The sequence below is a fragment of the Klebsiella sp. KPN54798 genome (assembly GCF_021184225.1).
Taxonomy (GTDB): domain Bacteria; phylum Pseudomonadota; class Gammaproteobacteria; order Enterobacterales; family Enterobacteriaceae; genus Klebsiella; species Klebsiella pneumoniae.
On the sequence record NZ_CP089234.1, the window covers coordinates 1,722,427 to 1,736,277 of the forward strand.

9 protein-coding genes and 1 pseudogene are annotated in these 13,851 nt (G+C 46.9%); 8 read left to right on the forward strand and 2 right to left on the reverse strand.

Features of this window, described 5'->3' with window-relative positions:
* Positions 1–80: 80 nt before the first annotated feature.
* From wcaJ to ugd, 5 genes and pseudogenes are all read left to right on the forward strand, one after another.
* Positions 81–1,483, forward strand: a pseudogene (gene wcaJ, locus LPQ25_RS08370) (undecaprenyl-phosphate glucose phosphotransferase).
* 163 nt (positions 1,484–1,646) lie between these two features.
* Positions 1,647–3,053 (forward strand): NADP-dependent phosphogluconate dehydrogenase, encoded by a 1,407-nt coding sequence (gene gndA / locus LPQ25_RS08375; protein WP_014907233.1) that lies wholly within the window; start codon positions 1,647–1,649, stop codon positions 3,051–3,053.
* A gap of 235 nt (positions 3,054–3,288) precedes the next feature.
* Complete coding sequence (locus LPQ25_RS08380; protein ID WP_014907234.1) at positions 3,289–4,704, forward strand: mannose-1-phosphate guanylyltransferase/mannose-6-phosphate isomerase; 1,416 nt, start codon at positions 3,289–3,291, stop codon at positions 4,702–4,704.
* Between the two features lie 22 nt (positions 4,705–4,726).
* Positions 4,727–6,097 carry an O9 family phosphomannomutase RfbK gene (gene rfbK / locus LPQ25_RS08385; RefSeq protein WP_004899416.1) on the forward strand — a complete coding sequence of 457 codons (1,371 nt, stop codon included), beginning with the start codon at positions 4,727–4,729 and terminating at the stop codon, positions 6,095–6,097.
* Between the two features lie 163 nt (positions 6,098–6,260).
* Entirely contained in the window at positions 6,261–7,427 is a 1,167-nt protein-coding gene (ugd, locus tag LPQ25_RS08390) for a UDP-glucose 6-dehydrogenase (protein WP_004175261.1), read from the forward strand.
* A gap of 422 nt (positions 7,428–7,849) precedes the next feature.
* Here ugd and LPQ25_RS08395 read toward each other — a convergent pair whose 3' ends face one another.
* Together LPQ25_RS08395 and LPQ25_RS08400 are read right to left on the reverse strand one after the other, a co-directional pair.
* On the reverse strand, positions 7,850–7,972 hold the full coding sequence (locus LPQ25_RS08395; protein ID WP_004144151.1) for a small membrane protein: 123 nt from the start codon (positions 7,970–7,972) through the stop codon (positions 7,850–7,852).
* A gap of 399 nt (positions 7,973–8,371) precedes the next feature.
* Complete coding sequence (locus LPQ25_RS08400; protein ID WP_014907235.1) at positions 8,372–9,376, reverse strand: NAD-dependent epimerase; 1,005 nt, start codon at positions 9,374–9,376, stop codon at positions 8,372–8,374.
* A 1,046-nt stretch (positions 9,377–10,422) separates the two neighbouring features.
* On the opposite strand from LPQ25_RS08400, the gene rfbA reads away from it, so the two are divergent.
* The 3 genes from rfbA to LPQ25_RS08415 are packed head-to-tail and all read left to right on the forward strand — an operon-like array spanning position 10,423 to position 13,841.
* Positions 10,423–11,190 carry an O-antigen export ABC transporter permease RfbA gene (gene rfbA / locus LPQ25_RS08405; protein ID WP_002912373.1) on the forward strand — a complete coding sequence of 256 codons (768 nt, stop codon included), beginning with the start codon at positions 10,423–10,425 and terminating at the stop codon, positions 11,188–11,190.
* Positions 11,190–11,930: an O-antigen export ABC transporter ATP-binding protein RfbB gene (rfbB, locus tag LPQ25_RS08410; RefSeq protein ID WP_004175264.1), complete on the forward strand. Its 741-nt coding sequence runs from the start codon at positions 11,190–11,192 to the stop codon at positions 11,928–11,930. The genes rfbA and rfbB overlap by 1 nt, the downstream gene beginning before the upstream one ends.
* Positions 11,931–11,945: 15 nt before the next feature.
* Positions 11,946–13,841, forward strand: a complete 1,896-nt coding sequence (locus LPQ25_RS08415) for a DUF4422 domain-containing protein (RefSeq protein ID WP_015875021.1) — start codon at positions 11,946–11,948, stop codon at positions 13,839–13,841.
* The last annotated feature ends 10 nt before the right edge of the window (positions 13,842–13,851 follow it).

Genomic DNA, 13,851 nt, shown 5'->3' on the forward strand with positions numbered 1-13,851 from the left:
TATATCTTTAATCTACTGAACTTCAGGATTTCTATTGCAAATTATTATTTCATAAGGTTCAATATTTTAAGGAAATCTTCATGGCAACCTTGTATCATCGGACTCGCTCGAATGCGAATGCTTCCTTGATTTCAATGGCTCAACGCTTCTCCGATGTGGTCATAATTTTTTTGGGATTGTATTTAGTTTGCGTTATGAATTCAGTCTCGTTTGAATACCGACATGCTTTGATGTCATTGCTATCTCTGGTTATTTTTCAGATGATAGGGGCATAACTGATTTCTATCGCTCATGGCGCGGAGTTGCTTTTTCTACTGAGTATATTTTAATACTTAAAAATTGGACGCTTAGTTTATTAATTGCTCTTGGTCTTTTGTCCCTCGATTCTTCAATTGATACGCGTTTCTTTTTTTTCTTTCAATGGTATCTATTAGTTGATATTGGTTTTCTTGTTTGTCGCTCTATCATTAGACTTATTTCTGGTTTGCTTCGCAAGTTTGGTTACAACACCAGGAAGGTTGCAGTTGTTGGTTCTTTACCTGCGGGTATTAATTTATTAAAAAGTTTTATTGAAGAACCATGGTTAGGTTTTGTTGTAAAAGGTGTTTATGATAACATTCAACTCGATACTTCCGAATATGACAATGTACCTTATGCTGGCAATATAGACAAGCTTATTCAGGAAGCTCGTGATGGAAAAATCGATCGTATTTACATCGCGATGAGCATGCATGATGAATCCAAAATTAAGGACATTGTGAGACAATTAACTGATACTACTTGTTCCGTATTGTTAATTCCTGATATCTTTACTTTTAATATTCTTCAGTCACGTACTGAAGAAATAAATGGAGTGCCAGTTGTTCCTTTGTTTGATTCACCGCTGAATGGGATCAATATGGTGTTTAAACGTTTGGAGGATATTATTGTATCATCTTTGATTCTTATTCTGATATCACCAATTCTTCTTGTTATTGCTACTGCTGTTAAAACGACCTCGAAGGGCCCTGTCATTTTTCGGCAAGTGCGTTATGGTATGGACGGGAAACCTATTAAAGTCTGGAAATTTCGCTCGATGACTGTTATGGAAAACGACGATAAAGTTATTCAGGCTACAAAAAATGATATCCGCGTGACTAAAGTCGGCAAGTTTTTACGCAGCACTTCCTTAGACGAACTTCCGCAGTTCTTTAATGTACTTTTTGGACAGATGTCCGTTGTAGGACCTCGACCACATGCAGTTTCTCATAATGAGCAATATCGGTCCTTAATTCAGGGGTATATGCTTCGTCATAAGGTTAAGCCAGGTATCACAGGCTTAGCACAAATTAATGGTTGGCGTGGTGAAACTGATACTTTAGAAAAAATGGAAAAAAGAATCGAATATGATTTGTTATATATCAGAGGTTGGAGCATTTGGTTAGATCTAAAAATAATATTCCTTACTGTTTTTAAAGGATTTATTAACAAATCTGCTTATTGATAAGATGCTGCTTAAGATAAGCATTGTGCATTTATAGTCCAAAATTTATATGTTGTGCTAGTTAACAAATTTTCACTATGAGCTCTATGTACTTTGGGCTAACATTATCATCACATTTCAGCTGCGAACGTGTCGCAGTGACCACACCAGACAGGAGTATGTAATGTCCAAGCAACAGATCGGGGTTGTCGGTATGGCTGTGATGGGGCGTAACCTTGCGCTGAACATCGAAAGCCGCGGTTATACCGTCTCCGTTTTCAACCGCTCCCGTGAAAAGACCGAAGAAGTTATTGCCGAAAATCCAGGCAAGAAGCTGGTTCCTTACTATACAGTACAAGAGTTTGTTGAATCCCTCGAAACACCACGCCGTATCCTGTTGATGGTGAAGGCCGGGGCTGGCACCGACAGCGCCATCGATTCCCTGAAGCCTTACCTCGATAAAGGCGACATCATCATTGATGGCGGCAACACCTTCTTCCAGGACACCATCCGTCGTAACCGTGAGCTATCTGCCGAAGGTTTTAACTTTATCGGTACCGGTGTTTCCGGTGGTGAAGAAGGGGCTCTGAAAGGGCCTTCCATCATGCCTGGTGGGCAGAAAGAAGCCTATGAGTTAGTTGCTCCGATTCTGAAGCAGATTGCTGCGGTTGCTGAAGACGGTGAGCCATGTGTCACCTATATCGGTGCTGACGGTGCAGGCCATTATGTGAAGATGGTTCATAACGGCATTGAGTATGGTGACATGCAGCTGATTGCTGAAGCTTATGCGCTTTTGAAAGGCGGTCTGGCACTTTCCAACGAAGAGCTGGCGCAAACCTTCACCGAATGGAACGAAGGTGAGCTAAGCAGCTACCTGATCGACATTACCAAAGATATCTTCACCAAGAAGGATGAAGAAGGTAAGTACCTCGTTGATGTCATTCTTGATGAAGCAGCAAACAAAGGTACCGGTAAGTGGACCAGCCAGAGCTCACTGGATCTCGGCGAACCTCTGTCTCTGATAACCGAGTCCGTATTTGCTCGCTATATTTCTTCGCTTAAAGACCAGCGTGTAGCCGCGTCGAAAGTGCTGAGTGGTCCGCAGGCCCAGCCGGCCGGTGATAAAGCTGAATTTATCGAAAAAGTGCGTCGCGCGTTGTACCTCGGTAAAATCGTCTCCTATGCTCAGGGCTTCTCCCAGCTGCGTGCTGCTTCTGATGAATACAACTGGGATCTTAACTACGGCGAGATCGCTAAGATTTTCCGTGCTGGCTGCATCATTCGTGCGCAGTTCCTGCAAAAGATCACTGATGCTTATGCGCAAAACGCTGGCATTGCTAACCTTCTGCTGGCGCCATACTTCAAACAGATCGCTGATGACTATCAGCAAGCGCTGCGTGATGTGGTGGCTTATGCCGTGCAGAATGGTATTCCGGTACCGACGTTCTCTGCCGCAATTGCCTACTACGACAGTTACCGTTCCGCAGTTCTGCCAGCTAACCTGATTCAGGCGCAGCGTGATTACTTTGGTGCGCACACCTATAAGCGTACTGATAAAGAAGGTATATTCCATACCGAGTGGTTGGAATAATCTTTATATACTACAGTCAGGCCAATTAGCCTGACTGTTATCTATTTTTTTTCTACAATAAACTGATCAAAGTCATCTTATTTGCACGTCCTCATTATTTTCAGCTCTAATAACCAAGTGCTGATCTTTTAAGAATTTGCCATATTTATACTTCTGTACATCTATAATAAGCTGCTTCTGGCCTCAGAATATATCTGGGTGTTTAATAACAGGGTCTTAATTAAAGGATATTAATATGTTGCTTCCTGTGATAATGGCTGGTGGTACCGGCAGTCGTCTCTGGCCGATGTCTCGCGAGCTTTATCCGAAACAGTTCCTCCGCCTGTTCGGGCAGAACTCCATGCTACAGGAAACCATCACCCGACTCTCGGGCCTTGAAATCCATGAACCGATGGTCATCTGTAACGAAGAGCACCGCTTCCTGGTGGCCGAACAGCTGCGCCAGCTCAACAAGCTGTCCAACAACATTATTCTTGAGCCGGTCGGGCGCAACACCGCCCCGGCCATCGCCCTGGCGGCCCTCCAGGCCACCCGCCACGGCGACGACCCGCTGATGCTGGTCCTCGCCGCCGACCATATCATCAATAACCAGCCGGTCTTCCACGACGCCATCCGCGTCGCCGAGCAGTATGCCGATGAAGGCCATCTGGTCACCTTCGGTATCGTGCCGAACGCCCCGGAAACCGGCTACGGCTACATCCAGCGCGGCGTGGCCCTCACCGACAGCGCCCATACTCCGTACCAGGTGGCCCGCTTCGTGGAGAAGCCGGACCGCGAGCGCGCCGAGGCTTACCTCGCCTCCGGGGAGTACTACTGGAACAGCGGCATGTTTATGTTCCGCGCCAAAAAATACCTTTCCGAGCTGGCCAAATTCCGCCCGGATATCCTCGAAGCCTGCCAGGCCGCGGTCAATGCCGCCGATAACGGCAGCGACTTCATCAGCATCCCGCATGACATTTTCTGCGAGTGTCCGGACGAGTCTGTGGACTACGCGGTGATGGAGAAAACCGCCGACGCGGTGGTGGTCGGTCTTGATGCCGACTGGAGCGACGTCGGCTCCTGGTCCGCCCTGTGGGAGGTCAGCCCGAAAGACGGGCAGGGTAACGTCCTCAGCGGCGACGCGTGGGTGCACAACAGCGAAAACTGCTACATCAACAGCGACGAGAAGCTGGTGGCGGCCATCGGCGTGGAGAATCTGGTGATTATCAGCACCAAGGACGCCGTGCTGGTGATGAACCGCGAGCGTTCCCAGGACGTGAAGAAGGCGGTCGAGTTTCTCAAGCAGAACCAGCGCAGCGAGTACAAGCGCCACCGCGAGATTTACCGTCCCTGGGGCCGCTGCGACGTGGTGGTCCAGACCCCGCGCTTCAACGTTAACCGCATTACGGTGAAACCGGGCGGCGCCTTCTCGATGCAGATGCATCACCACCGCGCCGAGCACTGGGTCATTCTCGCCGGCACCGGCCAGGTGACCGTCAACGGCAAGCAGTTCCTGCTGACCGAGAACCAGTCCACCTTTATTCCGATTGGCGCCGAGCACAGCCTGGAAAACCCGGGCCGCATTCCGCTGGAAGTGCTGGAGATCCAGTCGGGGTCGTACCTCGGCGAGGACGACATTATTCGTATTAAAGACCAGTATGGTCGTTGCTAATTTTTTCGGGACAAAACGCAGAATGACACAGTTAACATGCTTTAAGGCTTATGACATCCGTGGTGAACTGGGCGAGGAGCTGAACGAGGACATCGCCTACCGTATCGGCCGCGCCTACGGCGAATTTCTGAAACCCGGGAAGATAGTGGTGGGGGGCGATGTGCGCCTCACCAGCGAGTCGCTGAAGCTGGCGCTGGCCCGCGGGCTGATGGACGCCGGCACCGACGTGCTGGATATCGGCCTGAGCGGCACGGAAGAGATTTACTTCGCCACTTTCCACCTCGGGGTGGATGGCGGTATCGAGGTGACGGCGAGCCATAACCCGATGAACTACAACGGCATGAAGCTGGTGCGCGAGAACGCGAAGCCCATCAGCGGCGACACCGGGCTGCGGGATATCCAGCGCCTGGCGGAGGAGAACCAGTTCCCGCCGGTGGACCCGGCGCGTCGCGGGACCCTGCGTCAGATATCGGTGCTGAAGGAGTACGTCGACCACCTGATGGGCTACGTGGACCTGGCGAACTTCACCCGTCCGCTGAAGCTGGTGGTGAACTCCGGCAACGGGGCGGCGGGGCACGTGATTGATGAGGTGGAGAAACGCTTCGCGGCGGCTGGGGCGCCGGTGACCTTTATCAAGGTGCATCACCAACCGGACGGCCATTTCCCGAACGGTATCCCGAACCCGCTGCTGCCGGAGTGCCGCCAGGACACCGCCGACGCGGTGCGTGCGCATCAGGCGGACATGGGGATCGCCTTTGACGGCGACTTCGACCGCTGCTTCCTGTTCGATGACGAGGCGTCGTTTATCGAGGGGTACTACATTGTCGGCCTGCTGGCGGAAGCGTTCCTGCAGAAGCAGCCGGGAGCGAAAATCATTCACGACCCGCGTCTGACATGGAACACGGTGGACATCGTGACCCGCAGCGGCGGCCAGCCGGTGATGTCGAAGACCGGGCATGCGTTCATCAAGGAGCGGATGCGCCAGGAAGACGCCATCTACGGCGGGGAGATGAGCGCGCACCATTACTTCCGCGACTTCGCCTACTGCGACAGCGGGATGATCCCGTGGCTGCTGGTGGCGGAGCTGCTGTGCCTGAAGAACAGCTCGCTGAAATCGCTGGTGGCGGACCGCCAGGCGGCGTTCCCGGCGTCGGGGGAGATCAACCGCAAGCTGGGAAATGCAGCGGAGGCGATAGCGCGCATCCGGGCGCAGTATGAGCCGGCGGCCGCACACATCGACACAACGGACGGTATCAGTATTGAATACCCTGAGTGGCGCTTTAACCTGCGCACGTCCAATACCGAGCCGGTGGTGCGTCTGAACGTTGAGTCCAGAGCGGATACTGCGTTAATGAATGCAAAAACCGAAGAGATTTTAGCTCTTCTCAAGTAATGCATTATCCATAATGGAAGCCATAGGGTAAGATTTTAATCGTATTTTTGACCTTATGGCTTATTCTTGACATCCCACTGGTCAAAGCGTAAAACCGCCCACAGAATTATTTAATTTCGTGGCTATCCGCCATTATCCAGTTAACTGATTAAAGTGTAATCTCATGAAAATTACTATTTCCGGTACAGGTTATGTTGGTTTATCGAACGGTGTCCTGATCGCGCAAAACCACGAAGTGGTGGCCCTGGATATCGTACAGGCCAAAGTGGATATGCTTAACCAGAAGATCTCTCCGATTGTCGATAAAGAGATTCAGGAATATCTGGCAGAAAAACCGTTAAATTTCCGTGCCACCACGGATAAGCACGACGCGTACCGCAATGCCGACTACGTGATCATTGCGACGCCGACCGATTACGATCCCAAAACTAACTACTTCAACACCTCTACGGTGGAAGCGGTTATTCGCGATGTCACAGAGATCAACCCGAACGCGGTAATGATCATTAAATCGACCATCCCGGTGGGGTTCACCCGCGACATCAAAGAACGTTTAGGGATTGATAATGTTATTTTCTCTCCTGAGTTCTTGCGTGAAGGACGTGCGCTGTACGACAACCTACATCCGTCGCGTATTGTCATCGGTGAGCGCTCCGCGCGTGCCGAACGTTTCGCTGATCTGCTGAAAGAAGGCGCGATCAAGCAGGATATCCCGACCCTGTTTACCGACTCTACCGAAGCGGAAGCGATCAAACTGTTCGCTAACACCTATCTGGCGCTGCGCGTTGCCTATTTCAACGAGCTCGACAGCTATGCTGAAAGCCAGGGGCTGAACAGCAAGCAGATTATCGAAGGGGTATGCCTGGATCCGCGTATCGGCAACCATTATAACAACCCGTCCTTTGGCTACGGCGGCTACTGCCTGCCAAAAGATACCAAGCAGCTGCTGGCGAACTACGAATCGGTCCCGAACAATATCATCGCGGCTATCGTCGATGCCAACCGTACCCGTAAAGACTTTATCGCGGATTCTATTCTCGCTCGTAAGCCGAAAGTAGTGGGTGTGTATCGCCTGATCATGAAGAGTGGTTCGGACAACTTCCGCGCCTCTTCTATTCAGGGCATTATGAAGCGCATCAAGGCGAAAGGTATTCCGGTTATTATCTATGAACCGGTGATGCAGGAAGATGAGTTCTTCAACTCCCGTGTCGTGCGCGACCTGAATGCCTTCAAGCAAGAAGCTGATGTGATCATTTCTAACCGTATGGCGGAAGAGTTGGCGGATGTGGCGGACAAGGTCTACACCCGCGATCTGTTTGGTAACGATTAATTCTGCCTGTCTGACACTGGCGGTTCCCTGCCGCCAGTGTTCTTCTTTATCTCCCCGCTATATCCCTCACTACGCGTATTTCTCGAACATTCAGATTAAGCTCAATAAATTGTGATGGACATTACGATCCTGCTCAAAAGCCGTTGCGGGTTGAAAACAGGTCCGATAAGTTAAACTTACCTTGTGAAGAGCTACCGTCACTGTGATGTAGATGCCGGAGATAAGCGCCGGGAGGTAAAACAAAGCCTGCAACGCAGGCTTTTGTTATTTATGTCCTATGAAAAAACGAGGGACAGGGCGCGAGTAGCGTTATTTTTTCTTGCCTTAAGGCCATGCCAAAACGCAGAATGAATAGTCATTCTGTCATATCATTTTTTTATCTCTTAATATTATCTTAATCTAATTGCAATATGAAGCGGGCCTTACCACTTGCGTTTATTAAACGTCAGTTTCGTTTTCTTTCTGTCTTTTAAATAAGAAATTAAGAAATAAACGGAAACAGCAAGTAGTATGGCAGCGACCACTAAGAAAAATAGGTTTTCCATAATATCTACCACAGGGCGTATGTTGATTGAATTATTAGTTTGATAAGCAATACATCAGTTTTGTGCTGTTGCATGGCTTGCTCTAACATATCCTGGATTTAGGAAAATTCCTACAGAGAGTAATGTTTTTTATCTATCAGCATATAATGCTGTTTTCGCTAACCAAATTGGTTTGGATATCAGGAAAGTTTGAGTGCCTGGCGTGCGGATATTTGCTTTTCTGAAAAAGGCTGGATGAAACTGGTTTCAGGCGTGCGAGTAAAAAGGCAAAAATACCGTCTATAGCACAAAATATTATATATAAAACAATGAATGTGCATTCAGTCGACATATAGCCCGGATAACGGAGGTTCCATAGAAGAGGTGCCGCAATCTGACGATTGCGGCAGGGCAGGGGGACTAGATCTGATAGTAATCCTTGTACCACTCCACGAAGTTCTTCACGCCTTCCTTCACTGACGTTTGCGGCCTAAAGCCCACCAGGTCATACAGCGGTTGGGTGTCTGCGCTGGTGTCCAGCACATCGCCCGGCTGAATCGGCATCATATTCTTCTGCGCTTCCATTCCAAGCGCTTCTTCCAGAGCGGTGATGTAGTCCATCAGTTCCACTGGTGAGCTGTTGCCAATGTTATATACCCGATACGGCGCGGAACTGGTTGCCGGGGAACCGCTCTCAACGGTCCAGTCGGCATTGGCCTGCGGGATTACATCCTGCACCCGAACCACCGCCTCGACGATGTCGTCGATATAGGTGAAGTCGCGCTTCATTTTGCCGTAGTTGTAAACGTCGATACTTTTTCCTTCCAGCATCGCTTTCGTGAACTTGAACAGCGCCATATCCGGGCGACCCCACGGACCATAAACCGTAAAGAAGCGCAGCCCGGTGGTCGGGATGCCGTACAGGTGGGAATAGGTATGCGCCATCAGCTCATTGGCTTTCTTGGTGGCGGCATACAGGGAGACCGGATGATCGACGGAATCTTCGGTGGAGAACGGCATTTTACGGTTAAGGCCGTAAACCGAGCTGGAGGAGGCGTACACCAGGTGTTTCACCTTGGTATGACGGCAGCCTTCCAGAATGTTCAGGTACCCCATCAGGTTAGCGTCTGCGTAGGCATACGGGTTTTCCAGCGAGTAGCGCACCCCGGCCTGGGCGGCCAGGTGGATCACGCGGTCAAATTGCTCTGTGGCGAACAGCTTTGCCATACCTTCACGGTCGGCCAGATCCAGCTGCTGGAAATGGAATGCCGGAGATGCCAGGCGATCCAGACGGGCCTGCTTCAGGCTGACGTCATAATAGTCGTTCATGTTGTCGATTCCGACAACATCATGCCCTTCATTCAGCAGGCGCTGCGCGATATGGAAGCCGATAAAACCTGCGGCACCAGTGACCAAAAACTTCATATTTTTCCTCCGGGGTGTGGATATCCCGTTCTACATAAGTGCCGATTTTACACTGGCTTGCGGTTGGGATCACTTGCTTTGCCATGACAAGATATGCAAGTAACTGTAAACAGCGGCGTCTGAGAGTAAATGCCATGTAATTAATTATCATTCGTGAAAGGTATTAAGCCATTCAGAAGATGAAAAGCACTATAAAAACCAATATAAACAATGGGTTATATGTTTGTTTCGGTTTTATCGAGTATTGCTAGGTTTTAGACGCGGTCTGGCCTCGTAGAGTAAAGATTGTTACTTTGGTTTGCCCGGTGTGTTTGTTTCCCGAGAGCTCATTTAGCGATAATGCCATCATATCGTCTAAAGTGTGTCCATTTTTACATTGAGAAAGCAATGCACCGGATTTTTACTTTAATTCCTTACTTGCAGAGTTATAATACGCTGCCGTTCTATTTGGCAGACTTAGGTATTGCTTGATAAATCATCACCAAAAGTTGTTATTAATATGCAAGAAATTATTTCAGAATTTCATGCTGTCCTTAGATGGTTCTTTTGAATGTAAGGGCGTGATGAGCAGGTGAGGGGAGTGCTACGCCAGGCATGCTGCTTGCGGAAATGAGAAAGTCCTGATAGCTAACGGAGAAGGGAAACGCCAGAGTAAAGCCTTTTTGTAGCTAAGGTAACGAGATGCATGGCTGTACTGAACAGTAATGCCATCTGCAGTGCGGTTTGAACGGATGTGAGTGCTAAAAACTCGGTGGATCACGCATTTTGGTTGCGATAGCCAATGGCGGTAGCGTGGAAGAAAACATAAGGTGATTTTTTAATTTATTGAATTAAAAGGGTTTTTATCGTTTTATGGCTGGGGTGTCGCTTGCGCTTCCGTTCAAATCATTGGTTGCAGTCGATGAATGGCAGCTGACCTGATAAACTTTGCCCGCAGCACAAAGCAGTCAGTTTCTCGATTGTTGAGCCTGACAGGATCGGCGAGGTAGACCTGGTATGACTAACTCATTCAGTGGATATTTGCAGAATAATTTATGAGTATAAAGATGAAGTACAATTTAGGGTATTTATTTGATTTACTTGTTGTCATAACAAATAAAGATCTAAAAGTGCGCTATAAGAGCAGCATGCTAGGCTATTTATGGTCAGTAGCAAATCCATTGCTTTTTGCCATGATTTATTATTTTATATTTAAGCTGGTAATGAGAGTACAAATTCCAAATTATACCGTTTTCCTCATTACCGGCTTGTTTCCGTGGCAATGGTTTGCCAGTTCGGCCACTAACTCATTATTTTCATTCATCGCTAACGCTCAAATTATCAAGAAGACAGTTTTTCCCCGGTCCGTGATTCCGCTAAGTAATGTAATGATGGAAGGGTTGCATTTTCTTTGTACCATCCCGGTTATTGTTGTCTTTCTTTTTGTTTATGGCATGACGCCGTCCTTGTCCTGGGTTTGGGGTATACCTCTCATTGCTATTGGCCAGGTGATTTTCACCTTTGGTGTTTCAATCATCTTTTCAACGCTGAACCTGTTTTTCCGTGACCTGGAGCGCTTTGTCAGTCTGGGGATTATGCTGATGTTTTATTGTACGCCGATTTTATATGCGTCTGATATGATTCCGGAAAAATTTAGCTGGATAATTACCTACAATCCGCTAGCGAGTATGATTCTTAGTTGGCGTGATTTATTCATGAATGGGACTCTTAATTATGAGTATATTTCTATACTCTATTTTACGGGAATCATTTTGACGGTTGTCGGTTTGTCTATTTTCAATAAATTAAAATATCGATTTGCAGAGATCTTGTAATGCACCCAGTTATTAACTTCAGTCATGTTACAAAAGAGTATCCTCTGTACCATCATATTGGCTCAGGAATCAAAGATTTAATTTTCCATCCGAAACGCGCTTTTCAATTGCTGAAGGGGCGGAAATATTTAGCTATCGAAGACGTATCCTTTACAGTTGGCAAAGGTGAGGCTGTTGCTCTGATTGGACGTAATGGGGCAGGAAAGAGTACCTCTCTTGGCCTGGTTGCCGGCGTGATTAAGCCAACTAAGGGAACCGTCACCACTGAAGGACGGGTGGCATCGATGCTTGAACTCGGCGGAGGCTTTCATCCGGAACTTACCGGGCGTGAGAATATTTACCTGAATGCTACTCTGCTGGGCCTTCGGCGTAAAGAGGTCCAGCAACGTATGGAACGTATTATTGAATTTTCGGAACTGGGAGAATTCATAGACGAGCCAATCAGAGTGTACTCAAGCGGAATGCTAGCTAAGTTAGGTTTTTCGGTCATCAGTCAGGTTGAACCGGATATTTTAATTATTGATGAAGTTCTGGCAGTAGGTGATATCGCTTTTCAGGCAAAATGTATTCAGACCATAAGAGATTTTAAGAAAAGAGGCGTGACAATATTGTTTGTTAGCCACAATATGAGTGACGTTGAAAAAATCTGCGACAGAGTCATCTGGATCGAAAATCATAGGCTCAGAGAAGTGGGGTCTGCAGAGCGAATCATTGAACTGTACAAGCAAGCAATGGCTTAATCAGTGGGTAATATAATGAACAATAGCGTTAAAATCTATACCAGCCACCATAAGCCTAGTGCTTTTCTTAATGCTGCAATTATCAAACCTCTGCATGTCGGCAAAGCTAATTCTTGTAATGAAATTGGTTGTCCAGGAGATGACACTGGCGATAATATTTCCTTTAAGAATCCGTTTTATTGCGAACTTACTGCGCATTATTGGGTTTGGAAAAACGAAGAGCTGGCAGACTATGTCGGTTTCATGCACTATCGCCGTCATCTTAATTTTTCCGAAAAACAAACTTTTTCTGAGGATACGTGGGGGGTCGTGAACCATCCATGCATTGATGAAGAATATGAGGAGATCTTTGGATTAAACGAAGAAACAATTCAACGGTGTGTCGAAGGTATTGACATCTTGCTGCCCAAAAAATGGTCTGTCACTGCGGCGGGAAGTAAAAATAATTACGATCACTATGAACGAGGTGAATACTTACACATTCGTGATTATCAGGCTGCCATTGCCACCGTTGAAAAACTATATCCAGAGTATAGCACGGCAATAAAAACGTTTAATGATGCCAGTGATGGCTATTACACAAATATGTTTGTCATGCGCAAAGATATTTTTGTTAACTATTCTGAGTGGCTCTTTTCTATTCTGGATAATCTCGAAGATGCCATCTCGATGAACAATTATAATGCTCAGGAAAAACGCGTTATTGGGCATATAGCAGAACGGCTGTTTAATATTTACATTATTAAGTTGCAACAAGATGGTGAGCTTAAGGTAAAAGAATTACAGCGTACTTTTGTCAGCAATGAAACATTCAATGGTGCACTGAATCCAGTTTTTGATTCTGCGGTTCCAGTGGTTATCAGTTTCGATGATAATTACGCAGTCAGCGGTGGTGCATTAATTAATTCCATTGTCCGGCATGCGGATAAAAATAAAAATTATGATATCGTCGTGCTCGAAAACAAAGTAAGCTATTTGAATAAAACGCGGTTAGTAAATCTAACCTCGGCTCATCCGAATATTTCTCTTCGTTTTTTTGACGTTAATGCCTTCACTGAAATAAACGGTGTGCATACCCGAGCGCATTTTAGCGCATCAACGTATGCCCGTCTTTTTATTCCTCAACTGTTCAGACGATACGATAAAGTCGTATTTATTGATTCGGATACCGTTGTAAAGGCTGACCTAGGTGAACTGCTTGATGTCCCTCTGGGCAACAATTTAGTTGCAGCGGTTAAGGATATCGTCATGGAAGGTTTTGTAAAATTTTCTGCAATGTCGGCATCAGATGATGGCGTTATGCCGGCAGGCGAATATTTACAGAAAACCTTAAATATGAATAACCCTGATGAATATTTTCAGGCAGGGATTATTGTTTTTAATGTCAAACAAATGGTCGAAGAAAATACTTTTGCTGAATTGATGCGGGTATTAAAGGCAAAAAAATACTGGTTCCTCGACCAGGATATCATGAATAAAGTATTCTACTCTCGAGTCACATTTCTGCCATTAGAGTGGAACGTTTATCATGGTAATGGCAACACGGATGATTTCTTCCCTAATCTTAAGTTTGCAACGTATATGAAATTTTTAGCAGCTCGCAAGAAGCCTAAAATGATTCATTATGCGGGTGAGAACAAACCATGGAATACCGAAAAAGTCGATTTTTATGACGACTTTATTGAAAACATCGCTAACACTCCATGGGAGATGGAAATCTATAAACGTCAGATGTCGTTAGCGGCTTCGATTGGTTTAACCCATAGCGAGCCGCAACAACAAATCTTGTTCCAGACCAAAATCAAGAACGTACTGATGCCTTATGTTAATAAATATGCACCAATAGGCACGCCAAGAAGAAACATGATGACTAAATATTATTACAAAGTACGCCGTGCTATTCTTGGATAATAAAAGAGAC